The organism is Neisseria sp. 23W00296 (assembly GCF_044772855.1).
GTDB lineage: Bacteria > Pseudomonadota > Gammaproteobacteria > Burkholderiales > Neisseriaceae > Neisseria.
Genome location: NZ_CP173024.1, coordinates 1,367,954 through 1,391,204, shown reverse-complemented (window position 1 = coordinate 1,391,204; position 23,251 = coordinate 1,367,954). Strand labels below are relative to the sequence as shown.

Annotated in this window: 24 protein-coding genes; 15 read left to right on the top strand and 9 right to left on the bottom strand. The window is 59.8% G+C overall.

The genetic code is table 11. The features are described 5' to 3' along the window. Window positions 1-17: 17 nt before the first annotated feature. From ACG2K1_RS06895 to ACG2K1_RS06855, 9 genes are all read left to right on the top strand, one after another. Complete coding sequence (locus ACG2K1_RS06895; RefSeq protein ID WP_395428575.1) at window positions 18-1,265, top strand: lipoprotein-releasing ABC transporter permease subunit; 1,248 nt, start codon at window positions 18-20, stop codon at window positions 1,263-1,265. Continuing rightward, the gene (lolD, locus tag ACG2K1_RS06890; protein WP_009426328.1) at window positions 1,258-1,935 is read left to right on the top strand and encodes a lipoprotein-releasing ABC transporter ATP-binding protein LolD; all 678 of its coding nucleotides are present in this window, start codon (window positions 1,258-1,260) and stop codon (window positions 1,933-1,935) included. Before ACG2K1_RS06895 ends, lolD begins: the two co-directional genes overlap by 8 nt. A gap of 182 nt (window positions 1,936-2,117) precedes the next feature. Further along, complete coding sequence (metZ, locus tag ACG2K1_RS06885; protein WP_094031183.1) at window positions 2,118-3,290, top strand: O-succinylhomoserine sulfhydrylase; 1,173 nt, start codon at window positions 2,118-2,120, stop codon at window positions 3,288-3,290. Window positions 3,291-3,382: 92 nt separating this feature from the next. Continuing rightward, a complete protein-coding gene (locus ACG2K1_RS06880; RefSeq protein WP_009426330.1) occupies window positions 3,383-3,586 on the top strand; it encodes a DUF2788 domain-containing protein in 204 nt (67 codons plus the stop codon). A 130-nt stretch (window positions 3,587-3,716) separates the two neighbouring features. Continuing rightward, window positions 3,717-4,148, top strand: a complete 432-nt coding sequence (locus ACG2K1_RS06875; protein WP_395428574.1) for a type II toxin-antitoxin system RatA family toxin — start codon at window positions 3,717-3,719, stop codon at window positions 4,146-4,148. Next, complete coding sequence (locus ACG2K1_RS06870; RefSeq protein WP_009426332.1) at window positions 4,141-4,443, top strand: RnfH family protein; 303 nt, start codon at window positions 4,141-4,143, stop codon at window positions 4,441-4,443. Before ACG2K1_RS06875 ends, ACG2K1_RS06870 begins: the two co-directional genes overlap by 8 nt. Then, a complete protein-coding gene (gene pth, locus ACG2K1_RS06865) occupies window positions 4,440-5,012 on the top strand; it encodes an aminoacyl-tRNA hydrolase (protein WP_009426333.1) in 573 nt (190 codons plus the stop codon). Before ACG2K1_RS06870 ends, pth begins: the two co-directional genes overlap by 4 nt. A gap of 79 nt (window positions 5,013-5,091) precedes the next feature. Continuing rightward, window positions 5,092-5,625 carry a hypothetical protein gene (locus ACG2K1_RS06860; RefSeq protein ID WP_395428573.1) on the top strand — a complete coding sequence of 178 codons (534 nt, stop codon included), beginning with the start codon at window positions 5,092-5,094 and terminating at the stop codon, window positions 5,623-5,625. 656 nt (window positions 5,626-6,281) lie between these two features. Next, window positions 6,282-6,890, top strand: coding sequence for a 4'-phosphopantetheinyl transferase family protein (locus ACG2K1_RS06855; RefSeq protein ID WP_395428572.1), 609 nt, complete (start codon window positions 6,282-6,284; stop codon window positions 6,888-6,890). Between the two features lie 259 nt (window positions 6,891-7,149). Here ACG2K1_RS06855 and pnp read toward each other — a convergent pair whose 3' ends face one another. From pnp to ACG2K1_RS06840, 3 genes are all read right to left on the bottom strand, one after another. Next, window positions 7,150-9,255, bottom strand: a complete 2,106-nt coding sequence (gene pnp / locus ACG2K1_RS06850) for a polyribonucleotide nucleotidyltransferase (RefSeq protein WP_395428571.1) — start codon at window positions 9,253-9,255, stop codon at window positions 7,150-7,152. A gap of 327 nt (window positions 9,256-9,582) precedes the next feature. After that, complete coding sequence (locus ACG2K1_RS06845) at window positions 9,583-10,989, bottom strand: HAMP domain-containing sensor histidine kinase (RefSeq protein WP_009426339.1); 1,407 nt, start codon at window positions 10,987-10,989, stop codon at window positions 9,583-9,585. Between the two features lie 22 nt (window positions 10,990-11,011). Beyond that, window positions 11,012-11,689, bottom strand: coding sequence for a response regulator transcription factor (locus tag ACG2K1_RS06840; protein WP_009426340.1), 678 nt, complete (start codon window positions 11,687-11,689; stop codon window positions 11,012-11,014). A gap of 258 nt (window positions 11,690-11,947) precedes the next feature. Here ACG2K1_RS06840 and trmA point away from each other — a divergent pair, with 258 nt between their 5' ends. After that, window positions 11,948-13,042 (top strand): tRNA (uridine(54)-C5)-methyltransferase TrmA, encoded by a 1,095-nt coding sequence (gene trmA / locus ACG2K1_RS06835; RefSeq protein WP_009426342.1) that lies wholly within the window; start codon window positions 11,948-11,950, stop codon window positions 13,040-13,042. Window positions 13,043-13,270: 228 nt separating this feature from the next. Here the strand turns inward: trmA and ACG2K1_RS06830 are convergent, their stop codons facing one another. Genes ACG2K1_RS06830 through ACG2K1_RS06820 form a run of 3 tightly spaced genes read right to left on the bottom strand, consistent with a single transcriptional unit; the run spans window position 13,271 to window position 15,754 of the window. After that, a complete protein-coding gene (locus ACG2K1_RS06830) occupies window positions 13,271-14,506 on the bottom strand; it encodes a beta-ketoacyl-ACP synthase (RefSeq protein ID WP_395428569.1) in 1,236 nt (411 codons plus the stop codon). Continuing rightward, entirely contained in the window at window positions 14,500-15,228 is a 729-nt protein-coding gene (gene fabG, locus ACG2K1_RS06825) for a 3-oxoacyl-ACP reductase FabG (RefSeq protein ID WP_009424949.1), read from the bottom strand. Before fabG ends, ACG2K1_RS06830 begins: the two co-directional genes overlap by 7 nt. 40 nt (window positions 15,229-15,268) lie before the next feature. Then, window positions 15,269-15,754 (bottom strand): thioester dehydrase, encoded by a 486-nt coding sequence (locus ACG2K1_RS06820; RefSeq protein WP_395428568.1) that lies wholly within the window; start codon window positions 15,752-15,754, stop codon window positions 15,269-15,271. Window positions 15,755-15,932: 178 nt separating this feature from the next. Between ACG2K1_RS06820 and ACG2K1_RS06815 the strand changes: the two genes are divergently transcribed. The 5 genes from ACG2K1_RS06815 (at window position 15,933) to ACG2K1_RS06795 (ending at window position 18,731) form a co-directional block, all read left to right on the top strand. After that, a complete protein-coding gene (locus ACG2K1_RS06815; RefSeq protein ID WP_395428567.1) occupies window positions 15,933-16,685 on the top strand; it encodes a beta-ketoacyl synthase chain length factor in 753 nt (250 codons plus the stop codon). After that, window positions 16,682-17,440 (top strand): lysophospholipid acyltransferase family protein, encoded by a 759-nt coding sequence (locus ACG2K1_RS06810; RefSeq protein ID WP_395428566.1) that lies wholly within the window; start codon window positions 16,682-16,684, stop codon window positions 17,438-17,440. The genes ACG2K1_RS06815 and ACG2K1_RS06810 overlap by 4 nt, the downstream gene beginning before the upstream one ends. Further along, window positions 17,437-17,700 carry a phosphopantetheine-binding protein gene (locus tag ACG2K1_RS06805; RefSeq protein WP_009424953.1) on the top strand — a complete coding sequence of 88 codons (264 nt, stop codon included), beginning with the start codon at window positions 17,437-17,439 and terminating at the stop codon, window positions 17,698-17,700. Before ACG2K1_RS06810 ends, ACG2K1_RS06805 begins: the two co-directional genes overlap by 4 nt. 27 nt (window positions 17,701-17,727) lie before the next feature. Further along, a complete protein-coding gene (locus tag ACG2K1_RS06800) occupies window positions 17,728-17,988 on the top strand; it encodes an acyl carrier protein (protein WP_094031205.1) in 261 nt (86 codons plus the stop codon). A 203-nt stretch (window positions 17,989-18,191) separates the two neighbouring features. Beyond that, window positions 18,192-18,731, top strand: a complete 540-nt coding sequence (locus ACG2K1_RS06795; protein ID WP_009424955.1) for a hypothetical protein — start codon at window positions 18,192-18,194, stop codon at window positions 18,729-18,731. Window positions 18,732-18,829: 98 nt separating this feature from the next. Here the strand turns inward: ACG2K1_RS06795 and ACG2K1_RS06790 are convergent, their stop codons facing one another. The 3 genes from ACG2K1_RS06790 to ACG2K1_RS06780 form a co-directional block, all read right to left on the bottom strand. Continuing rightward, on the bottom strand, window positions 18,830-20,035 hold the full coding sequence (locus ACG2K1_RS06790) for a beta-ketoacyl-ACP synthase (RefSeq protein ID WP_009424956.1): 1,206 nt from the start codon (window positions 20,033-20,035) through the stop codon (window positions 18,830-18,832). Next, entirely contained in the window at window positions 20,032-20,565 is a 534-nt protein-coding gene (locus tag ACG2K1_RS06785; protein ID WP_009424957.1) for a hypothetical protein, read from the bottom strand. The genes ACG2K1_RS06790 and ACG2K1_RS06785 overlap by 4 nt, the downstream gene beginning before the upstream one ends. A gap of 307 nt (window positions 20,566-20,872) precedes the next feature. Then, window positions 20,873-23,191, bottom strand: a complete 2,319-nt coding sequence (locus tag ACG2K1_RS06780) for an MMPL family transporter (RefSeq protein WP_395428565.1) — start codon at window positions 23,189-23,191, stop codon at window positions 20,873-20,875. Between the last annotated feature and the right edge of the window lie 60 nt (window positions 23,192-23,251).

Genomic DNA, 23,251 nt, shown 5'->3' with positions numbered 1-23,251 from the left:
TTTGACGGTAGGACGCCATGATTTCACTGGAAACGTGGATCGGGCTGCGCTATCTTCGGGCGAAGAAGCGCAGCGGTTTTATGTCGTTTATCGGCATCATTTCAATCGTCGGCATCGCCATCGGCGTGATGGCGCTGATTACGGTGATTTCGGTGGTAAACGGCTTTCAGAAGGACGTGCGCAGCCAGCTTTTCAGCGTCGCGCCCCATGCGGAAATCGGTTTTTACGACGCGGGCGCGGGCAGCTGGCAGGATTTGCGCAAGCTGGTGGCGGGCAATAAAAACGTGGTCGGATCGGCGCCCTATATCGCCGATCAGGCGCTCTTGGCCAACAACGGCGAAGTGCGCGGCGTGCAGATACGCGGCATCGATCCCGCCGAAGAAAAACAAGTGGTCGATTATTGGCGGGATATGCCTTCGGGCGGCTTCGAGAGCCTGCGCCCGGGTGAGTTCGACATCATCCTCGGCAGCGGTTTGGCCGAAGCGCTGGGCGTGGAAACGGGCGGCAAGGTCACCGTGATTACGCCGGAGGGCAACGTTACGCCCGCAGGCATGGTGCCGCGTTTGAAGCAGTTTAATCTGGTGGGCACGGTGAAAACCGGTATCTACGAGCTCGACAACGCGCTGGCGCTCACCCATATCGACGACGCGCAGACGCTCTACCGCCTCGAGAGCGGTTTTGCCGGATTGCGCCTGAAACTCGCCGATCCGCAGAACGCCCCCGCCGTGGCCGCCTCCCTGCTGCCCGCGGGCGAACAGGACAAGGTTTGGGTGCGAGACTGGACGTTCAGCAACCAATCCTATTTCAACGCCGTCGAGCTGGAAAAGAAAATGCTGTTTGTGATTATGTTCTTCATCAGCCTCGTCGCCTCCATCAACCTGATTTCCACCCTGATTATGACCGTTACCGAAAAGCAGTCGGCCATCGCCATCCTGCGCACGCAGGGTCTGCCGCCCTCGGGCATCATGAAAATCTTTTTTGTGCAGGGCGCGCTCTTGGGGCTGATCGGCACGGCGTTCGGCACGGTGTTCGGCCTGCTGCTGGCGGCCAATATCGGCGCCATCCTCAAATGGGCGGAAGGTCTGATGGGGCGCAAACTCATCGAATCGCAAGTGTATTTCCTCGACTATCTGCCCTCGCACATCGTGTGGAGCGACGTTGCCACCATCGTTTCCATCTCCATCGGCCTGTCCCTTCTGGTGACGCTCTATCCGAGCTGGCGGGCGGCCAAAACCGAACCTGCGGAGGCGCTGCGCTATGAATAATCCCGTATTGGCCTGTGAGGCCGTCTGCAAAAGCTACAACGACGGCGTTTTGGACGTGCAGGTGCTCGACAATCTCGATTTGCAGGTGGACAAAGGGCAAAGCATCAGCATCATCGGCTCGTCGGGCAGCGGCAAATCCACCCTGCTGCACATCTTGGGCGGGCTGGACAAACCTACCTCCGGCCGAGTTTCCCTGCTCGGCAACGATTTGGCGCAAATGAGTCAGAAAGATTTGAGCGCGCTGCGCAACCGCCGTCTCGGTTTTGTCTACCAGTTCCACCACCTTTTGCCCGAATTCTCCGCGTTGGAAAACGTGATGATGCCGCTCCTCATCGGCAAAACGCCCAAAGACGAAGCACGCAGCCGCGCCCTTGCCATGCTGGAAAAAGCCGGGCTCAAAGAGCGCGTGCAGCACCGCCCAGGCGAGCTCTCCGGCGGCGAGCGCCAGCGTGCCGCCATCGCCCGCGCCCTCGTCACCGAACCCGCCTGCCTCTTGGCCGACGAGCCCACCGGCAACCTCGACCGCAAAAACGCGCAAAACGTCCTCGACATGATGCTGGATTTGAAAGCGGAGCTGGACACCGCCCTTGTCGTCGTCACCCACGACGACCAACTCGCCGCCCGTTTCGACCGCGTGCTCACAATGACCGACGGACGGCTGGAAGGATAGGCCGTCTGAAAGGATAGGCCGCTCCCGCCTATACCCCTTCGGGGCATAAACGCGGGAATGATGTTTCTGAAACCCGTTTTTCACTTCGTTGAAACCCCGCTTTCAGACGGCCTCTGCCTTGAAAGCCCCCGCAAACAGGCGCAGAATGCCGCCTTTACCCGATTTCACACACGGACAGCCCCATGGAAAAATCCCTCCACCCGCAAACCCTCGCCATCCGCGGCGCGAAAGAGCAAACCCATTTCAACGAACACAACCAAGCGCTTTTCCTTACCAGCAGCTTTATGTTCGACAGCGCCGCCGACGGCGCCGCCCTTTTCAAAGGCGAAAAACAGGGCTACACCTACAGCCGCACCGCCAACCCCACCACTGCCGCCTTCGCCCGCCGCATCGCTCTGCTCGAAGAGGGCGAAGCCGCCGTCGCCACCGCCACCGGCATGGCCGCCATCAACGCCGCCATCCTCACCTTCCTCAGCGCGGGCGACCACCTGATATGCAGCCGCAGCCTGTTCGGCACCACCATGGGTCTGCTCACCAACCACATCGCCCGCTTCGGCATCGAAATCAGCTTCGTGCCGCAAACCGATCCCGCCGCCTGGCAGGAAGCCGTGCGTCCCAACACCAAAATGCTCTTTTTGGAAACCCCGTCCAACCCGCTCAACGAAGTGGCAGACCTCGAAAAACTCGCCGCGATCGCCAAAGCGGCGGGTGCGCTTTTGGTGGTGGACAATACCTTCCTCACCCCCGTTTTGCAGCAGCCCTTAAAATTCGGCGCGGACTTGTCCGTGCACTCGGCCACCAAAGCCATCGACGGCCACGGCCGCGTGCAGGGCGGCGTTGTTGTCGGCCGCAAAGAGCTGATGCAGCAGGTGCAGACGTATATGAACGCCTGCGGCATGTCCATGTCGCCCTTTCATGCCTGGGTGCTGCTAAGCGGCGTGGAAACCCTGCCGCTGCGTATCGCGCAGCAGTGTGCCAACGCCGACAAAATCGCCGCCTGGCTGCGCGATCAGCCGCAAATCACGCGCGTTTTCCACTCCGGTTTCGCCGACCACCCGCAGGCGGATTTGGTGGAAAAACAGCAAAAAGCGGGCGGCATCGTGCTGGCGTTTGAAGTGAAGGGCGGGCAGGAGGCAGCATGGAAGCTGCTTGACAATGTGCAAATCTTCTCCAAAACCGCCAACCTCGGCGACGTGCACTCCACCATCACCCACCCGTGGACAACCACCCACGGCCGCATGAGCCCCGAAGCCAAACTGGAAGCGGGCATCACCGACGGCCTGCTGCGCCTCTCCGTCGGCCTCGAAGACGCCGGCGACCTGATTGCCGATCTCGAACAGGCGATGAACCGCTAAACCGCCGTTTCAGACGGCCTCAAACACCAAAAGGCCGTCTGAAAAAAAACAAAATTCTTCTTACAAAACACATCAAACAAGGAAAAAACACCATGAGCGAAGCGGAATTCACCGCCTGGGCAATGCGTATCTGCCTCACCGTCCTCGTTATCTTCCTCGGCTTCATCGTTTACGACCTCGGCAAAAAATCCAACGCCGGCAAATTCGGCATGTTCATCCTCTTCTTCGTCCTCGGCCTCGGCGTGTTCGGCTTCCTGTTCAAAGAACTGCTGATCGGCTTTCTGATGAAGAAATAAGGCCGTCTGAAACCCGCCCCGGCAATTTTTCAGACGGCCTGTCGGACACACCGCGCCATCAAACCGCAATACCCGCGCCCGGCATTTTTATTCCCGCTATAATCCCGCTTTTTCCGTCCGGCCTCCCCGCATGAAAACCGTAGAAAAAAACGTCCTCGTCCCCCACAGCGCAGAGCAGATGTTCGACCTCGTCGACAAAGTCGAAGACTACCCGCAGTTCCTTCCCTGGTACGGAAAAACAGAGGTTCTTTCGCGTTCGGAAAACCAGCTTGAAGCCCGCCTGTACATGGACTACAAAGGCGTAAAGCAATCCTTCGCCACCCGCAACCACAACATCCCCGGCCGCGAAATCCGCATGGATCTGCTCGAAGGCCCCTTCAAAACCCTGCGCGGCTCGTGGCGGTTTGAAGACCTCGGCGGCGACTGCTGCCGCATCGCCTTCAAACTCGAATACGACTTCGCCAACTCCCTGCTTGCCGCCATCATCAGCCCCGTGTTCGGCCACCTTGCGGGCAAACTCGTCGAAGCCTTCGTGGCCGAAGCGGGCAGACGCCATGGCTGACATCACCATAGAAATCGCCTACGGCGAGGCGGACAGACAATTCCTGCAATGCCTGACCGTTCCCGCAGGCACCACCGCGCGGCAGGCCGTCTCAAACAGCGGCCTCGCCGCCGCCTTCCCCCATGCCGACCTCACCGCCCCCCTCGGCATCTTCGGCAGACAAACCAAAGACGACACCGTCCTGCAAAACGGCGACCGCGTCGAACTCTACCGCCCCCTCCTTATCGACCCCAAAACCGCCCGCCGCCGCCGTGCGGCCGAAAACGCGGCCGACAAAAAAGCGAAAAAACCATGACCATCCGACTCATCGCCGGCCTCGGCAACCCCGGTAGCGAATACGAACACACCCGCCACAACGCCGGCTTCTGGTTTCTCGACGAACTAGCCTGGCAGTGGAAAGCCGTGTGGAAACACGAAAAAAAATTCTCCGGCCACATCGCCCGCGTCACCCGCCCCGAAGGCGAAGTGTGGCTGATCAAGCCCGACACTTATATGAACCTTTCCGGCAAAGCCGTCGGCGCGCTGGCGCAGTTTTACAAAATCAAAGCCGAAGAAATTCTCGCCGTCCACGACGAACTCGACATCCCCTGCGGCAGCATCCGCTTCAAACTCGGCGGCGGCAACGGCGGCCACAACGGCCTCAAAGACATCCAGGCCAAACTCGGCACCCCCGATTTCTACCGCCTGCGCCTGGGCATCGGCCACCCGGGCGAGCGCAACCTCGTCGTCGGCTACGTCCTCAACAAACCCTCCGCCGCCGAGCGCGAACTCATCGACCGCGCCATCGCCAAATCCCTCGAAGCCGTCCCACTCATCATGGCCGCAGACTGGGAAGCCGTCCCCCGCTTCCTGCACGGCAAATGACAGAGGCCGTCTGAAAGTACTACTGTCGTGCTTTCAGACGGCCTTCCGTTTTTATAGTGAGCTATTTTTGGAGAGACCGATGAACAGAAAATCCGGCAAAAAATTATTCCGTGCAGGCGCATGGCTGCTGCCCCTGACCGCCCTCGCCGCCTGCACGCAGGACGCGGGTATGCCGTCTGTTCCGCCCGCCGCAAACGCCGCCGCGCAGACCCTGCCCGCCGTATTGCCTGACAGCAAACGCCTTGAAAGCCGTCTCACCGGCGAGGCCTCGGAAAGCGAATCCGCGCAGTCGGCGGCGTTTGCCAAACTGCTGGCAGACGCAAATGCCGACGCATTCGCCGCCCTGTTTGCCCAAGCCCGACATCCTGCCGGAAAAATCTACGCCCTTACCGGCCTGCACCAAACCGACCCCGCCGCCTATGGCCGTCTGAAAAAACAGTTGGACGGCGCAAGCCAAATCGAAATCCTCGACGGCGACATCGTCCTGCCCTACCGCGCCGCCGACCTGCTGCCTGCCATAGAGGACGGCCGCCTGCTGTGCTTTATCACCGAAGCCCGACCCGCCGGCGGCGCGGGCGCACTGCTGCCGCCGTTCTCCGAAATATCGCGCTGAATCCGCTTTTGGGATCCAATCTTTGCCAATCCGCCCGCGCGGGAATGACGTTGTTGGGAGGGGGTGCAAAGGTTCAGACGGCCTCAATAACGACATGTAAAGGCCGTCTGAACCCGAACCTCCGACTGCTTCCAATCCATCTGTTTCATTTAAGGAAACCCATGACCCGCGAAGAATGAATCGGGTCAGGCCGCCAAATGACTGATGGAAATACGACGATGAAGAAACCGGCCGCTTTCGACTGCCATGTGCCTTACCCGCAAGTCTCGTCTCTGTTTTTCTATCCCGAAGACTGCGACGCCCGCCACGATGATTTGTCGGCCTAGGGTCTGTTGACAATCAGCCTTGCGGCGGTATTTTTGGTAAAAATCCGCGCCTGCTGCGTCAAAAATGCTTGCAAGGTGTCCAACCTTGCTGCGCTTTTTTCCTTGCAAACACGAATTTTTCCTCAAAAAACTGCTTCGCAAGCTGAATGTCAACAGCCCTAGGATGTGTTGATTGTCAATATGCCCTACAAACCAAACCTGAAAAAAATCGTCGCTCTCTGCCTTGCCTCCCCCGATTTTGTCTGTAAACCGATTGATGCTGTCTGAAACCCCATGCCTGTTTTAACTTTGTGAATCTTCGCTTTCAGACGGCCTTATCCCTGAAAAACCATGCCGACCCTCACCTGCTTTTTGGGTACGCCCGAACTGGCCGTCGCATACGGCGGCATCACTTTAAGCCCTGCCGATACCGAACGCCTGCGCCGCTCTCCCACGCTTGCCGGACGCCGCGATTGGCAGGTCAGCCGCGTGCTCAAACAGCAGGCCGACGCCCCCGTTTTGTCGCTCAGCCACAGCAAAGGCTGCGCCGCCGTCTTGTGTGGCGAAGCGGATATCCGTGCGGGCGTCGATTTGGAAGCATTGCGCCGCCGCGATTTCCGCGCCTTGGCCGCTTGGGTGTGCTCGGAGGCCGAATACGGCTATTTGCAGCGACGCCATTGGCAGGCCGAAGATTTCTACCGCTTGTGGTGTGTTAAGGAAGCTTTGCTCAAAGCAGCCGGGCTCGGCTTTCCGGCCGATATGGCGGGGGTGGGATACCGCTTTTGCGGCTTGGAGATTTGCGGTCTGTACGCCGCAGGACAGGGCGGTTGGCACGGTGTCACGGCCATCCTGCCCGGTTTTGCCGCCGCCTGCGTCTGGCAGGGTGAAAACGTGCGGCTGCAATGGCGCTTTGCGGGGGCTTGGAACGAAAGTTGTCTGAGCGGCGGAGTGTTGTTGTAAAGACATGGAACCCGGTTGGAAGGGCTGCGGCGTGCAGGCCGTCTGAAAGTCTTTTTGCCTGTGCGTCAGGCCGCTTTTCGTTATTGAAAACAGGAAGTGTATGCCCGAACTGCCCCCTATCGGCTGTGTCGAACCGTATTGAGGCCGTCTGAAAAACCGGTTTTCGGCTTTTCAGACGGCCTCACTGTTTCAGACAACAAAAAACCGCACCTTCGCAGGTGCGGTTTTGCTTGGTTTTCAGAATCTGAAACCATGCGGCTTATTCGGCGGCGGGTTCTTCCAACAGGGCTTTGATGGACAGGCGCACGCGGCCGCGGTCATCTACTTCCAACGCTTTCACTTTCACGGTTTGGCCGACTTTCAGGTAGTCGCCGACTTCTTTCACGCGCTCGTGGGCGATTTGGCTGACGTGTACCAGCCCGCCTTTGCCGGGCAGGACGTCGACAATGGCGCCGACGTTGTTGTCGAGGATTTTCACCACGACGCCGTCGTACACTTTGCCCACTTCCACTTCGGCAGTGATGTCTTCGATGCGTTTTTTCGCCGCTTCCACCGAATCGGCGCTGACGGCGGCGATGGTGATGGTGCCGTCGTCGGCGATGTTGATTTCGGTACCGGTTTCGGCGGTGATGGCGCGGATGGTTTCGCCGCCTTTGCCGATGACGTCGCGGATTTTGTCGGGGTTGATTTTCATGGTAAACAGGCGCGGGGCGTGCTGCGACAGTTCCTGCGGGCCCTGTACCGCTTCTTTCATCTGGCCGAGGATGTGCAGGCGGGCTTCTTTGGCCTGTGCCAGCGCGATCTGCATGATTTCTTTGGTGATGCCCTGAATTTTGATGTCCATTTGCAGGGCGGTTACGCCGTCGGTGGTACCGGCCACTTTGAAGTCCATGTCGCCGAGGTGGTCTTCGTCGCCCAGGATGTCGGTGAGCACGGCGAATTTGTTGCCTTCCAAAATCAGACCCATGGCGATACCGGCCACATGGGCTTTCAGCGGCACGCCGGCAGACAGCAGGCTCAGGCAGCCGCCGCAGACGGAAGCCATGGAAGACGAGCCGTTGGACTCGGTGATTTCGGAGACCACGCGCATGGTGTAGCTGAACTCTTCCGGCGAGGGCAGCACGGCCAACAGTGCGCGTTTGGCCAGGCGGCCGTGGCCGATCTCGCGGCGTTTGGGCGCACCCATGCGGCCGCATTCGCCGGTGGAATAGGGTGGAAAGTTGTAGTGCAGCATAAAGCGGTCGGTATATTCGCCGCTCAATGCGTCGATGATTTGCTCGTCGCGCGACGTGCCGAGGGTGGCGACGGCCAGCGCCTGGGTTTCGCCGCGTGTAAACAGCGCCGAGCCGTGGGTGCGCGGCAGCACGCCGGTTTGGATGTTGATGGGGCGCACGGTGCGGGTGTCGCGGCCGTCGATGCGCGGCTGGCCGTTCAGGATTTGGCTGCGCACGACGTCGGCTTCCAGATGTTTGAAGATGCCTTTGATTTCGTTGGCGGCAAGGGTGTCGGTGTCTTCGCTGATTAAGGCAGCCTGAACGGCAGCCCACGCTTCGGCAATTTTCGCCCCGCGCGCCTGTTTCGAGCGGATTTTGAAGGCTTCGGCAATGGTGTCGCCGGCGATTTCTTTGACTTTGGCCACCAGCTCGACGTTCGGCTCGGGCGCTTTCCAGTCCCACACTTCGGGGTTCACTTCGTCGGCCAGCTCGTTGATGGCTTTAATCACGGCCTGCATCTGCTCGTGACCGTAAACCACTGCGCCGAGCATCACGTCTTCGGACAGGATGTCGGCTTCGGATTCCACCATTAAGACGGCCTGCGCGGTACCGGCCACCACCAAATCCAGCTGCGATTTTTCCAGCTGGGTTTTGGTCGGGTTGAGTACATAGCCGCCGTCCAGATAGCCCACGCGCGCCGCGCCGATGGGGCCGGCAAAGGGCACGCCGCTCAATACCAGCGCGGCAGACGCGCCGATCATCGCGGGGATGTCGGAATCGATTTCGGGATCGACGGACACCACCATTGCCACAACTTGGATGTCGTGGTAGAAACCTTCGGGGAACAGCGGGCGGATGGGGCGGTCGATCAGGCGGCTGGTGAGGATTTCTTTTTCGCTCTGCTTGCCTTCGCGTTTGAAGAAGCCGCCGGGGATTTTGCCTGCGGCGTAGGTGCGCTCGAGATAATCGACGGTCAGCGGGAAGAAGTCCTGACCGGCTTTGACTTCCTTGTTGGCGGTAACGGCCACCAAAACCACGGTATCGCCCATAGCCACTTTCACCGCAGCAGCGGCTTGGCGGGCGATTTCGCCGGTTTCGAGGGTTACGGTGTGCTGGCCGTATTGGAAGGTTTTGACGTGTTTGTCAAACATAAGGATTCCTTTCGTTGGAACATCCGCCAGTCTAAAACGCTAACGGTGCCTGCCGGTGCGACAGGCACGGTTAGGGTTTCAGGCTGTGCGGAAGATGGTTGGAAAAGGCCGTCTGAAAATACGGCGGCCATGCTTGCGGCCGTCTGAAAACGCTGTGGGAAAACCGCGTTTGCATCGGGTGGGAAACCGACGGATTATGCCACAAAAAGGCCGTCTGAAAACGGATTTTCAGACGGCCTTTTTGTGGCGGCCGGGAGTGGTTGGTATTCGGCTTGTGAAGCGGATTTTTACCAAAAACACCGCCGCGAGGCCGAATGTAAACAGCCCTTATGCGGCGGGCGGCTGCTCGTCTTTCGTTTTGCCGTTTTTTTTCGGCAGAACGAAGCGCATGCGCAGGCCGTTGGGGCTGATGTTTTCGGCGCTGATGCTGCCGCAGTGCTGCTCGATGATGTGTTTTGCCAAGGCCAAACCCAAGCCCGTGCCGGGTTTGCTGCCGCTGCTGTCGGCGCGGTAGAAGGCGGTGAAGATGTGCGGAAGCTGGTTTTCCGCGACGCCCGGCCCGTTGTCGGTGATGTCGATCAGCCAGTTTTTCGCGTCCTGCCGCATTTCGACGCGGATGCTGCTGCCTTCGGGGCTGTAGTTCATGGCGTTGCGGATGACGTTGTCGAAGGCGCGGTAGAGATAGCTTTCGTTGGCGCAGATTTCGGCGTTGTCGGGCATTTTTTCCAGCGTCAGCTCGACGGTTTGGCCGTTTTTTTCGGCAACGGCCTGGCTGTCGTCCACCAGATTGCGCATGAAGGGAATTAGTTTGAGCGGCTCTTTTTCCAATTTGACGTTGGCGGTTTCGAGGCGGGATAGGGTCAGCAGTTCGCCCACCAGGGCATCCATGCGCACGAGTTCGGTTTCCAGCCGCTGCAAATACTGTTCCTGCTTTTGCGGCTGCGACTGGATCAGGCCGACGATGGCCTGCATCCGCGCCAGCGGCGAGCGCATTTCGTGGGACACGTGGTGCAGGAGGTGGCGTTCTTTGGCGACCAGCTGTTGCAGCTTCTGCGCCATTTTGTCGAACTGCGCCGCCAGCTGCGACAACTCGTCGTCGCGGTTGTCCATCTGCTGCGAGATGCGCGTTTCAAAGTTGCCGTCGGCCAGACGGTTCATGCCGCGGCCGAGAATGCGGATGGGGCGGGTGATGTTGTTGGCGAGAATGTAGGCAAGCGCGAGGCCGACAAGAAAGATAAAGCCCAAGATGATGATTTCATGCCAGGTCTGTTCCAGCGGCAGGCCGGGGATAAACAGCGGGCTGGGGCGGCGCTGCACTTCGATGCTGTCCCAGTTGCGGATGAAAAACAGGTATTCCTCGCCCCAGCGCCCGTATTCGAGATGCACGCTTTTGCTTTCGGGATTGGCGATTGCGAAGGAGCGGGCTTTTTCGATTCTTTTGGGATCGACTTTGCGGCCGATCAGATCCGCTTGGTCGTCGCCGCTGATGATGAGGACTTTTTCCGGCCCCTGTCCTTCGTGCCAGCCTTGAAGCATTTCGCGCGCGCCGTTTTCGCCGCGGGCGCGAAAGGCGGTAACGGCGTTGGACAACAGAATCTCGTCGATGGCGCGCTGCTGGTTGAAATGGGTTTCGGCCTGCGTCTGCTGCACGAGCCAGAAAGAAAAACTCGCCACGAATATGGCGCAGATAATCACTGCGCAAAACGTGGCGAAGATGCGTTGGAAAAGCTTCATGCTGAGCTTCGGCTTCCGATAATCAGTTTTTGACGAACAGATAACCCAAACCGCGCACGGTCTGAATCAGCGAGGCATCGCCCAGTTTGTGGCGGATGCTGGAAATGTGGACATCGATGCTGCGGTCGAATTTGGCCAGCTTGCGGTCGAGCGCTTCGATGGAAAGGGTTTCCTTGCTGACCACCTGTCCCGCATGGCGCATCAGCACTTCGAGCAGGTTGAACTCGGTGCTGGTCAGTTCCAGCGGCGCATCACCGACGGTTGCCTGGCGTTTCGAGGGATGCAGGGTCACATTGCTGACCGATAGGCTATTTGACGCGCTGCCCTGGTCGTGCGGGTTCTGCGCGCGGCGCAAAATTGCGTTGATGCGCGCCAAGAGTTCGCGCGGCGTGCTCGGTTTGGGCACATAATCGTCAGCACCCATTTCCAAACCGATGATGCGGTCGATATCATCGCCTTTGGCCGTGAGCATGATGATGGGGATGCCGCTTTGCGCACGCACGGTTTTCAATACGTCCAAACCGTTCATCTTCGGCATCATCGAGTCCAGTACCACCACATCATACTGGCCGGAGAGAATTTCATGAACACCGGCTTCGCCGTCCGGCACGCTGCGCACTTCCAAGCCTTCGGCTGTGAGATATTCGGTCAGCAGCTCGGTCAGTACGGCATCGTCATCAACTAATAATACGCGACTCATGTGTCAAATCCTCTGTGTTTGTCGGTTGGAAAAAATCTTTACAATTCTATCTTAACACGCGCTTTGCGCTTTTTGATAGCGCCCCGCACCCGCCGTTTGCGCTTTTTTGCAATAATGCGGCCGTCTTAACAATCCGCGCGACGCCCGCTTTTTGCTGCCGTGTATTTTAACTTCGTTGAAGCTTCGCTTTCAGACGGCCTCTGCGCCCCGTGCGCGAAAAAGCTATAATCCGCCCCTTTTTCTGCTACGGAATCCGCTATGCACAGCCCCGCCTACCTCAGCCAGCTGAACGACAAAACCGTCTTCCTGCGCCGCCTGTTCGCAGACGTTCCCATGCCCGAATGGCGCGTTTACCCCTCGCCGGAGCGCCATTACCGCATGCGTGCCGAATTCCGCATCTGGCACGACGGCGGAAACATCAGCTACGCCATGTTCGAACACGGCAAAAAAGCAGGCGGCGCATCGGTTATCCGCATCACGGAATTTCCCGCCGCCTCCGCAAGCATCAACCGGCTGATGCCTGAACTGCTTACCGCCGTTTGTGCCGAACCCGTGCTGAAAAACCGCCTCTACCAGTGCGAATTCCTGTCCACCCTCAGCGGCGACATACTCGTCACCCTCATCTACCACCGAAAACTCGACGAAGCCTGGCAAACCGCCGCCGAAGCCCTGCAAAACCGCCTCGGCATCGCCCTAATCGGCCGCAGCAAAGGCCAAAAAAACGTGCTCTCGCGCGACTTCGTCACCGAATCGCTCGATGTCGGCGGACAAACCTACCGCTACCGCCAGCCCGAAGGCGCGTTCAGCCAGCCCAACGCCGCCGTTTGCCGCGACATGCTCGAATGGGCGTGCGCCGCCGCCGACGGCTTGGGCGGCGACCTGCTCGAACTCTACTGCGGCAACGGCAACTTCACCCTGCCGCTCGCCCGCCGCTTCGGCCGCGTCCTTGCCACCGAAGTATCGAAAACCTCCGTACAGGCCGCGCAATGGAATATCGCGGTCAACGGAGCGGACAACATCCGCATCGCCCGCCTGTCGGCGGAAGAATTTACCGAAGCCTACACAGGCGCACGCGAATTCCGCCGCCTCAACGAACAAAACATCACCCTCGCCGACTACCGCTTCTCCACCGTTTTCGTCGACCCGCCGCGCGCCGGTATCGACGACGCTACATTGGCGCTGCTGCAAGGCTTCGACAACATCATCTATATCTCCTGCAACCCCGAAACCCTGCGCGCCAACCTCGACACCCTGATAAAAACGCACGACGTGGCCGCCGCCGCTATGTTCGACCAGTTCCCCTTCACGCACCATATCGAAAGCGGACTGTTGTTGAAAAAGCGGACTGTCTGATTCTGAAAAACGTTGAGGCCGTCTGAAAAACGTTGAGGCCGTCTGAAAAACGTTGAGGCCGTCTGAAAAACGTTGAGGCCGTCTGAAAAACGTTGAGGCCGTCTGAAAAACGTTGAGGCCGTCTGAAAAACGTTGAGGCCGTCTGAAAAACGTTGAGGCCGTCTGAAAATTTCCGGCTTCATTGAAGCCGGAAATTTTCAGACGGCCTTTTCCGTGTATCCGACAAATTCATCCGCGCCAGCGTTTCAACACCAGCGAAGTGTTCACGCCGCCGAAGGCGAAGTTGTTGCTGACCACATAGTCCGTTTCGATTTCACGGCCGCCGCTGACAATGTAATCCACCTTGCCACAGCGCGGGTCGATGTTGTCGAGATTAACCGTCGGCGCAAACCAGCCGCTGTTCATCATTTCGATGGCAAACCACGCTTCGAGTGCGCCGCACGCGCCGAGGGTGTGGCCGAGATAGCTTTTTTGCGAACTCATGGGAACAAAGCCGAAAACGGCTTCGGTGGCCAGCGTTTCGGCGATATCGCCTTTTTCGGTGGCCGTGCCGTGGCCGCTGACGTAGCCGACTTGCTCCGGACGGATATCCGCGTCGTTGAGGGCGAGCTCCATACATTTTTGCATGGTGTCTTTTTGCGGCTGGGTAACATGGCTGCCGTCGCTGTTTGCGCCGTAGCCGGCGATTTCGGCATAGATTTTCGCACCGCGCGCTTGGGCGGATTCGAGTGATTCGAGCACCATCATGCCCGCTCCTTCGCCGATAACCAAGCCGTCCCGTCCTGCATCATAGGGGCGCGGGGTCAGCGAAGGTTCGCCGTTGAGGCGGCTGGCGGCATAAAGCGAGTCAAACACATACACTTCCGACGGGCAGAACTCTTCGCCGCCGCCCGCCAGCATCATGTCGATAAGGCCGTATTTGACGGCTTCGTAGGCGTAGCCGATGGCTTGGCTGCCCGATGAGCATGCGCTTGACGTGGGAATGATGCGCCCTTTCAGGCCGAAGAAAATGCCGATGTTGGCGGCCGTCGTGTGCGGCATCATGCGCACATAGGTGTTGGCGTTGAAGTTGCGCGATGTGCCGGTCAGCAGCAGCTCGCCCATGTCGCCGATGTCTTTGGTGCTGCCGACCGACGAGCCGCAGGCCACGCCCATGCGGCCGTCTGAAATGCGCTCGTCGCCAAGCAGACCCGCATCGGCCAGAGCCTGTTCGGCGGCATCGACGCAAAGCTGCGACACGCGCCCCATGCTGCGGAGCTGCTTACGCGTCCAGTGCGCCGGCGGGGCGTAGTTTTCGACCGGCGCGCCCAACTGTGCTTCCAGTTCGGGGAAGCGTTCGCGCCAGTCCATGTATTTCACGGCGTTTTTTTCGGCTTTAAAGGCCGTCTGAATGCTCTGCCAGTCGCGGCCGAACGCGGTAATGCCGCCGATGCCGGTAATCACTACTCTTTTGGTGTTCAACACAGACCTCCGTTCACGGCAATGACTTGGCGCGTGATATATGCCGCTTTTTCGTCCATTAAAAAGCGTACGGCGTGCGCCACTTCTTCCGGCGTACCCATACGCGCGGCGGGCACGGCTTTTAAAATTTCTTCGACAGGCACGTTCTCGTCCACGATTTCGGTATCAATCAGGCCGGGGGCGACGCAGTTGACGGTAATCTTGCGCTTGGCCAGTTCCACCGCCAAAGCTTTCGCCGCGCCGACGATGCCTGCTTTGGACGCGCTGTAATTAACCTGCCCGCGGTTGCCCGTCAGGCCGGACACGGATGCCATGCAGACAATCCGGCCGGGTTTGCGGCGGCGTATCATCGGCATCGCCAGCGGATGCAGAACGTTGTAAAAACCGTCGAGATTGGTACGCAACACGCTGTCCCAGTCGTCGTCTGAAAACGCGGGGAACGCATTGTCGCGGGTTAAACCTGCGTTCAACACTACGCCGTAATATGCGCCGTGCGCTTCCACATCGGCGGTTAAGATTTCGCGGCAGGCGGCGCGGTCGGATACGTCAAACTGCAACACGCGCGCCTGCCTGCCCAATGCGCGGATTTGTTCCGCCACGGCTTCGGCCTCGTCGCGGCGGCTGCGGCAATGCACGGCGATGTCGTAGCCGTCTTGCGCCAAACCCAGCGCAACGGCTTTGCCTATGCCCCTGTTGGAGCCTGTGATTAAAACGGTTTCGCTCATGGCGTTTCCTTCGGGTGTTTGCAGGCCGTCTGAAAAGCGTTCAGACGGCCTGCGCGTTTTTCGGAGCATAAACGTTCAGCGCCGCCTGTACCAGCAGGCCGTCGGCAGGCAGGGTGTGTTTCGCGTTTTCCGGGGCGTCAATCCAGCGCAGTTCGCAGTCGAACACGCCCATTCCGCCCGCATCCTGCGTGGACACTGTTGCCGTTGCCGACAGTTTCGTGCCGACGGGGATGCTGTCGGCAAACAGGTTCATGCGGCGCGTGCCGAGCAGAAAGCCCAGTTTCACCGGTTCGCCGGCCGACAAAGCCTGTATGCCGGCGAAAGCGCCGATGGCCTGCGCCATGATTTCCATGCCCATTGTTGCGGGCAGCGCGCCGTTGTGCAGCAGGATGTGGTTCCCGTCCACCGAGGCCTCGACGCGAGCAAAATTGCTACCGTATTCCGTAACGCGGTCGATCAGCACCATATGGCCGCTGTGCGGCAGCAGAAAGGCGGGATTTTCGATGGGGCAGGTCAGTTTTTCCATAAGCGGCGGACGCGGTGTCCGAAACAGAATAAAGCCCGCGATTATAATGGATGGCGGCGTTGCGTCGTAGGCTTTTAGCGGATTTTATTGCCTACGTTTCGCGGCAAATCGGTTAAAATGCCGCCTTCTTTGTTTCATACGGGCGGCCGCCGCGCCGCCGCAACGGAGTCCCGACACCATGCATACGGCCTGTTCGTTCTCATTCAATATCGCCGCGTGGCACGCCGCCTGCAACCGCATGGCAACGGCAGAGCAATGGCAGCAATGGGCGGCCGGACAGCTTGATGCCGATACCCTGCCCGAACACAAACCCGCGCTTGCGTTTCTGCCCGCCATGCAGAGGCGGCGGTTGGGTGCGGCTGCGCGGCTGGTGTGCGAAGCCGCGTGGGAGCTGGCCGACCGCTACCCTGGCTGTCCGATGGTTTACGCCTCGCACGACGGCGAAATCAACCGCAGTTTCGAACTGTGGCCGGAGCTGCTGCGCTCGCACACCGTATCGCCTACCTCATTCGGCCTGTCGGTACACAACGCGCCGGCCGGCCAATGGTCGATTCTACGCAGCGACATGAATGAAAACACCGCGCTCGCTCCGCTTTCAGACGGCCTCGAAACCGCATTGGCCGAAGCGTTCGCACTCCTATCCGACGGCGCGGAACGCGTGTTGGTCGTGGTTGCCGACGACCCGCTGCAAACTAGCTACTGTGTCTCCGCCGAACGCGCCCCGTTCCCCCACGCTTTGGCTATGGTTGTCGAAGCGGGCGGGCGTTACAGCCTGACGCTCCAAACAGGCGGTGCAGATAGCGAAAGGCCGTCTGAATCCGCCAAACCCTATTACGGCGCATTGGACTGGATACGCTTTTTGCATTCAGACGGCCTCGAACACACGCGCCATTACACCGGCCGCCGCTGGCTGTGGCAGAAAAACGCATGAACCGCCTTGATTATCTCCGCCGTTTCGCCGCAACCTTGTTGGGCTTTATCCTGTTCGGCGTGGCGGGCGTGCTGTTCAAAATCGCCCTTCTGCCCTATACGCTCAAATCCACCAAGGGCGACGTGCCGCGCCAGCTTGCCGCGCGACGTATGATTGGACGCGTATGGCGTTTTTTCGTCGGCTATCTGCAATGGTCGGGCGTATTGAGCGTAAGTTTTCGCGGCGCAGACAGACTCGGCCGCCCCGGCCAGCTTATCCTCGCCAACCACCCCTCCCTGCTTGATGTCGTATTAATGGTCAGCCACGCGCCCGCCCCAAATGTATTGGTTAAAAAAGACCTGCTGCACAATCCCAGCATGAGAAGCCAGATTCTTGCCTCGGGCTATATTCCCAACGACGAAAGCATGGAAATGCTCGAAGAAATCGATGCCGTATTCCGCAGCGGGCAAAGCCTGCTCATCTTCCCCGAGGGCACACGCACCGGTTGGGACGGACAAATCAAAATGCACCGCGGCGCGGTATCCATCGGCCTGCGCAGCGCAAGCGTGATTACGCCCGTAGTCATCAAAATGACTCCGCCCAACTTCAAAAAAGGCCAGCCGTGGTATCAGATACCGCCGCAGAAAATCCGTTACGAAATTACCGTCGGCGACGACATCGACCCGCAAGACTGGCTCGCCGAAAAACCCTTACCCATCGCCGCAAGGCGTTTGAACGCATACCTGCAAGACTACTTTACAAGGAAAACCACATGAACGATTTAGAAAACCAAATCAAGCAACTCATCATCGACAGCCTCGGCCTCGAAGACATGACTCCCGCTGACATCGGCAGCGAAGACCCGCTCTTCGGCGACGACGGCCTCGGCCTCGATTCCGTTGACGCACTCGAACTGGGCTTGGCCGTGCAAAAAACTTTCGGCTTCCAGCTCGACGGCGAAAAAGACAATCTGCGCGACAATTTCGCCAACGTCAAAACCTTGGCCGCATTCGTCAAAAGCCGCTTGGCAGAATAAGGAAACAATATGAGCGACAACAAAATTTTGAGCGAACAGGAAATCCGCACGCTGCTGTCTGAAGCGTTGGTCGAACTGTTTGAAATCGAACCCGAACGCATCATGCCCGAAACCAATCTCTACGAAGATTTGGAAATCGACAGCATCGACGCCATCGACCTCATCGACCTCATCAAGCGCGAAACCGGCCGCAGGTTGCAGGCCGAAGATTTCCGCAACGTGCGTACCGTTGACGACGTGGTGCAGGCCGTATTGAAAGTTCAGGATCAGGCTCAGGACGCGCAGTAAACTTTTCAGACGGCCTTCTGTCCGCAGAGGCCGCACGAGCCCTTCCGACCGCTGCCGATACAGAAACACGTTTTAAAAACGCATTAAGGCCGTCTGAAAAGCCATCTCGCAACCGCGCTTTCAGACGGCCTTCAAACGCCTGTTCCGCCGAGTGAAAGCACAAGCGGATAAAACCAAGAACCTTCTCCAATCAAGCCGCCCGCATGAATCCCGCCGCAAAAATCCTGCTCACGTTCGCCAGCCTCGCCTATCCGCTTTTGTGGTACTACGGCCGCGAAAACGGTGCATTCGTTTGGCTGGCCGCCGCCATGTGCGTCCTGTGGCTGATACGCGCCGCCATGCCGCAAACTGCCGCGCAACGCATAGTCGCGCTGCTGCTGTCTGCTTTTTTCGCCGCCGTTTTGCTGTTCAGACGGCCTGATTCGATGTACTGGTATCCCGTAGCCGTCAACCTGTTGATGCTTGCCGTATTCGGCGGCAGCCTGTTTGCCAAACAAACCGTCATCGAACGCCTTGCCCGCCTGCAACACCCCGACCTGCCGCCCGAAGGCGTGCGCCACACGCGGCGGGTAACGCAAATCTGGTGCGGCTTTTTTGTGTTGAACGGCGCAACCGCCGCCGCGTTGGCGTTGTTGCAATGGCATGACTGGTGGGCGGTTTACACGGGTATCGTGTCGTATGTGCTGATGGGCGTGCTGTTTGCGGGCGAGTGGTTTTACCGCAAGCTGGTGTTGAAAGTGTGAAAACACCCGGCAGGTACTGAATCTTGATGAAATGGCGACAGTAAAGGCAGCCTGGAAATGGAGGGAATCCCGTTTTCAGGCTGCCTTTTTTGCGCCGGTCACATACCGCCGATAATCAAAACCGCATTGCTGCCGCCAAAGGCAAACGACGAACTCGCTGCAATCCGTTTTTCAGACGGCCATACGCTGTTGCGGCCGGTGAGTGTGATGGCGGGCAGTTCGGGATCGGGTACGCCGTCCCAATGCTGCGGCGGCAGTTTGCCGTCGGGATTGTATTCGCGGCAGACCATGCCCCAGGCGATGGCGGCTTCCAATGCGCCCGCGGCGCCGAGGGTGTGGCCGGTGTAGGGTTTGGTTGAAGTGCAGGGCGCGGCCTTACCGAAAACTTCGGCCACGGCGCGGCTTTCCATGCCGTCGTTGTGCAGCGTGCCCGTGCCGTGCAGATTAATCCAGCCGATGTCCTGCGCTGTCAGTTCCGCATCGCGCAATGCCGTCTGAAACGACTGCGCCGCACCCGAGCCGTCCGGGCGCGGCGAAGACATATGGTAGGCGTCGCTGCTTGCACCGTAGCCAAGCAGTTGCATTGTGCCGTCGAAATCGGCATCGCGCGTCATGATGAATGCGGCGGCGGCTTCGCCGATGTTGATGCCGTTGCGGTTGGCGGAAAACGGGTTGGCGATGCCGTCTGAAAGCACTTCCAGCGAGGCGAAGCCGTTGATGGTGAGCGGCGACAGGGTGTCTGCGCCGCCGCAAATCACGGCATCGGCAAGATTGGCACGCAACAGCCGCGCCGCGCTGATCAGGGCGCGCGCGCCCGAAGTGCAGGCGGTGGACACGGTGTAGCGCAGCCCTTGCAGCCCGTAAGCCCGGGCGACAAATTCTGCGGGCGCGCCCATGGTGTGTTGCAGCTGCTTGAACGGTTTGTCCGCCCAGCCGCCGCCGCGGGCAATATGTTCAAACAGCGGGATGTTTTCGTCCGCGCCGCTGGTGGACGTGCCGATAACCACGGCAATGCGGTGGCGGCCGTAACGCGCGACAGCGGCACGAATGTCGTCTTCGATTTGTTCGAGCGCGTGCCAGAGCAGTTGGTTGTTGCGGCTGACGTGCTCCGGCGGCAGGCCGTCTGAAAACGGGCGCAGGGTTTCGTTTACTGCGCCGAAGGCATGGTTTTTGCCCTTAATCCACCGGTCGGAAAAGGCCAGCGGCACGGCCTGCGGGTTGAGCAGCGCGTCGATGTGGGTGCGTATGCCGCTGCCTAGTGCGCTGGTAACGGCGGGGCGGCTGAGGTAGACGGGTGTTTTCATGGCTGCTCTTGCGCCTGTTCTTCTATCGGGGCGGCTGTCCAGCGCGTGTTGTCGGGGAAACCGATGCGGAATTGTCCGGCATCGGCAGCAACGCACCACAAATCGCGATCTTTGTAGCGGAACAGCGCGCCTTTGCCTTCGGGGCAGAATCCGTTGTTTTCAGACGGCCTTTTTGTGATTTCGGGATACAGAGAGGCGGCATCGTCAGTGGCAAGCAGCGGCAGCAGGGCGGCGAACAGGCGGCGCGAGGCGGCGTTGGGCATGACGAAACCGTCGTTTTTCCAGCCTTGCGTGCTGACGGTCTGGCGTGACACGGGCGCACCCAGCGCGTCGGTCTGCACAAAGCGGAGGCCGTCTGAAAGCGGTTCGACGGCCAGCAGGCTGGTTTGTACGGTTTGTCCGGCGGCATCGGCTTTTTCCAGTTTGAACCAGCGGGCGGACTGCGGCAGCGGCGGCAGGCTGTGCGGTTGCGGCAGCGGTGCGGCGCAGGCGGCAAGCAGCAGCGCGGCGGCAAGCATGGTAAGGCGCATGGTTTTTCCTTTACGGGTGGGAAGGGGCGGCATCGTATAGTGAAACGACACGGAAAGATACAAGGCAGCAAGCCGCAGACAGTACAGGTAGTACGGGGCAGGTTTTCTTGGCATTTCCAATGCCGTAGAAAACCGCTTTCTTTGAGCCAAGGCGCAGCAACGCCGTAGATTTTCGTGTTGGTTCACTATAACACGATTTGCCGCAGCCGTTTTGCAGGCTTCTTTTCGGATTTTCAGACGGCCGCAAACGCCCTGCCGTGTTTTTGTCCGTCTGAAATCCTGTTTCGGCGTTTCGGATACGGGCGGGTCAATCCCGCAGCAGCGAGCCGGCCAGCCAGAGGTTGAACGCCACGCCCAGCGTAACGGTGATGCCGAACGCGGCGACGGCGGGAGTGCCGCTGAGGGCGAGCAGGGCGAAGGAGATGGCGGTGGTGGCTGCGGCAAGCAGCATGCCGCCGAGGCGTGCGGCGGCGGTGTGTTTGGCGGTGGCGGCATAAACGGCGTAATCGATGCCGATGGCGGAGACGAGCAGTAGTCCGAACATGGCGAACAGGCTGACGGGGATGCCGAGCCAGCCGAGGGCGGCGACGGTGCAGACGGCGGCGGCCAACGGTACGGCGATGATTTTGCCGCCGTGTTTCGCGCCGAACATTTTCCACAGCAGCAGCCATGCCAGCGCGTAGGAGGCGAGTTTGAGCCAGGCGGCCTGGTTGCGTGTGTGATGGAAGAGTTCGTTGAGGCGGGCGCGTTTGTCTGCCCAGTGTATGCCCGAGATGCGCAGGGCGGCGGCGCGTACGGCGGTTTCGTCGGCGATGCCGTTCAGGCGCACGATGGCGGCGTGGCGGCCTTTTTCCACTTCGCCCAGATAGAGCGGCCGCCATGCTTCGGCCAAACCGGTTTTGAGGCCGTCTGAAAGGGATAGCGTCGGTGCGTCGGCGGCTTGGATGAGGGCTTCGCGTATGGTTTTGCGCGGAATGCCGGCATCGGCAAGCGGTTGCCAGTTTTCGCGCAGCTTGGCCAGTTCGCGCAGGCGGTTTTTCAGTTTTTGCTGTTCGGACGAGGGGGCGATGAATTGGTCGGGCGATTGGAAGCCGCCGAATTTGCCTTCTGCGACGAGCGGTTGCAGCGCGCGGCCGAGTTCGGCGGTTTTTTGCAGCAGCGCGTCTTCGCTGCCGGCTTCGGCCACCAGGTATTTGCCGCCGAAATCCGTGCCGCTCAAATCGCCGATTCGTTTGACTTCGGCCAGCATTTCAGACGGCATGTTGACCCACTGGCCGATGTCGTCGCGCCAGTCGCTGCGCCACAACCCCGCTGCCAGCAGTATGCCGCCGAGCGCGAGCCAGCCGCGTTTGTGAAAACGGGGTTTCAGACGGACGGAGTATGCGTGCAGCCTTTCGGTAAACGCGGCGAAGGGTACGGCCTTGGCGCGGTAACGGGCAAATAGCGGCGGCAGCCACAACACGGTTGCGCCAAACGCGCCCAAGAGAGAAAAGCCGGAAAAGACGGCGGTTTGGCGCAACACGGGCAGCGGCGTGAACCACAGCAGCGCGTAGCCCGACACGGTAATCAGCAGGCTGACGGCAAAGCTCGGCAGAACGTGTTTCATCGCGCGTTCGGATGGCCAGTCGGTGTGTGCCGTCGGTGCGAATACCGAAGGGGCGAGCCAGTGCAGCGGGAAGTCCACCAGCATGCCCACCAGGCTGGTGCCGACGACGATGGTCAGGATGTGCACTTCTCCGAACACCGCCAACGCCGCCGCCAGCCCCGCCAGCATACCCGATGCCAGCGGCAGCATCAGCCAGAACACGCGGACGCTGCGGAACACCCACAGCAGCAGCGCGAAAGTCGCCAGCGTACCGGCGATACCCATGATGCGGCTTTCCGCTTCCGCCGCCGTTTTGGACGCGGCGGCAAACAGCGCGCCGCCTGCGGCCAAGGTTTTTGCGCCGTGTTTTTGCGCGATGGCGCGGCTTTCGGCCATCAGCGGCAGCAGCGCGTCGTTGCCGGAAAAGTTGTCGCCCGTTTTCAGACGGCCTCTGAGCCATACCCAGGTTTGGCCGTCTGCTTCGGTGTAGAGCATTCCGTTGTCCATATTCCATTGCAAACGGCTCTGCGGGTTGGCTTTCGCCGCGACAAACCGGCCAAAGCCCAGCCAGTCCTGTTCCAAAGACAGGGGCGAGGGGGCGGCAAACGGGTTGGCCGCGTCTTCCGCCCGCGTTTGGAAATACCGTTTCGGTTCTTCAAAGATGAGCCGCGCCTGTTCCTGCGGCAATACCGCCAAGCCCAGTTTCTGCATATCCGCGCGTACCGCGTCCAAATCGGGCGTGATGCTGCTGTCGACCGACTCGAATACGCCGCTGCCGCGCCACGTTTGGGCGATTTCGGAGGCCGTCTGAAACGCCGTGTCCGCATCCGCGCTGCCTGCGAGCAGCACCACCTGCGTGTTGAGCTGCGCTTCGCCCGCTTTGTCGGCGGCCGTCAGCAGCGCGTCGGGCTGCGCGTCGGCGGGAAGCAGGGCGGTGAGGTCGGTTTGCAGGCGGTTGCCTGTGGCAAAGGCATAGATGAGAAACAGGCAGAGTAGGGCGGACAGTGCGGTGTAGGTGCGGCGGAGTGTGCGTAAGGACATTTCAGACGGCCTTTGCGGGTGGGAAGGGGAAGGCGTTATTTTAGCTGTAATCGGCAATAC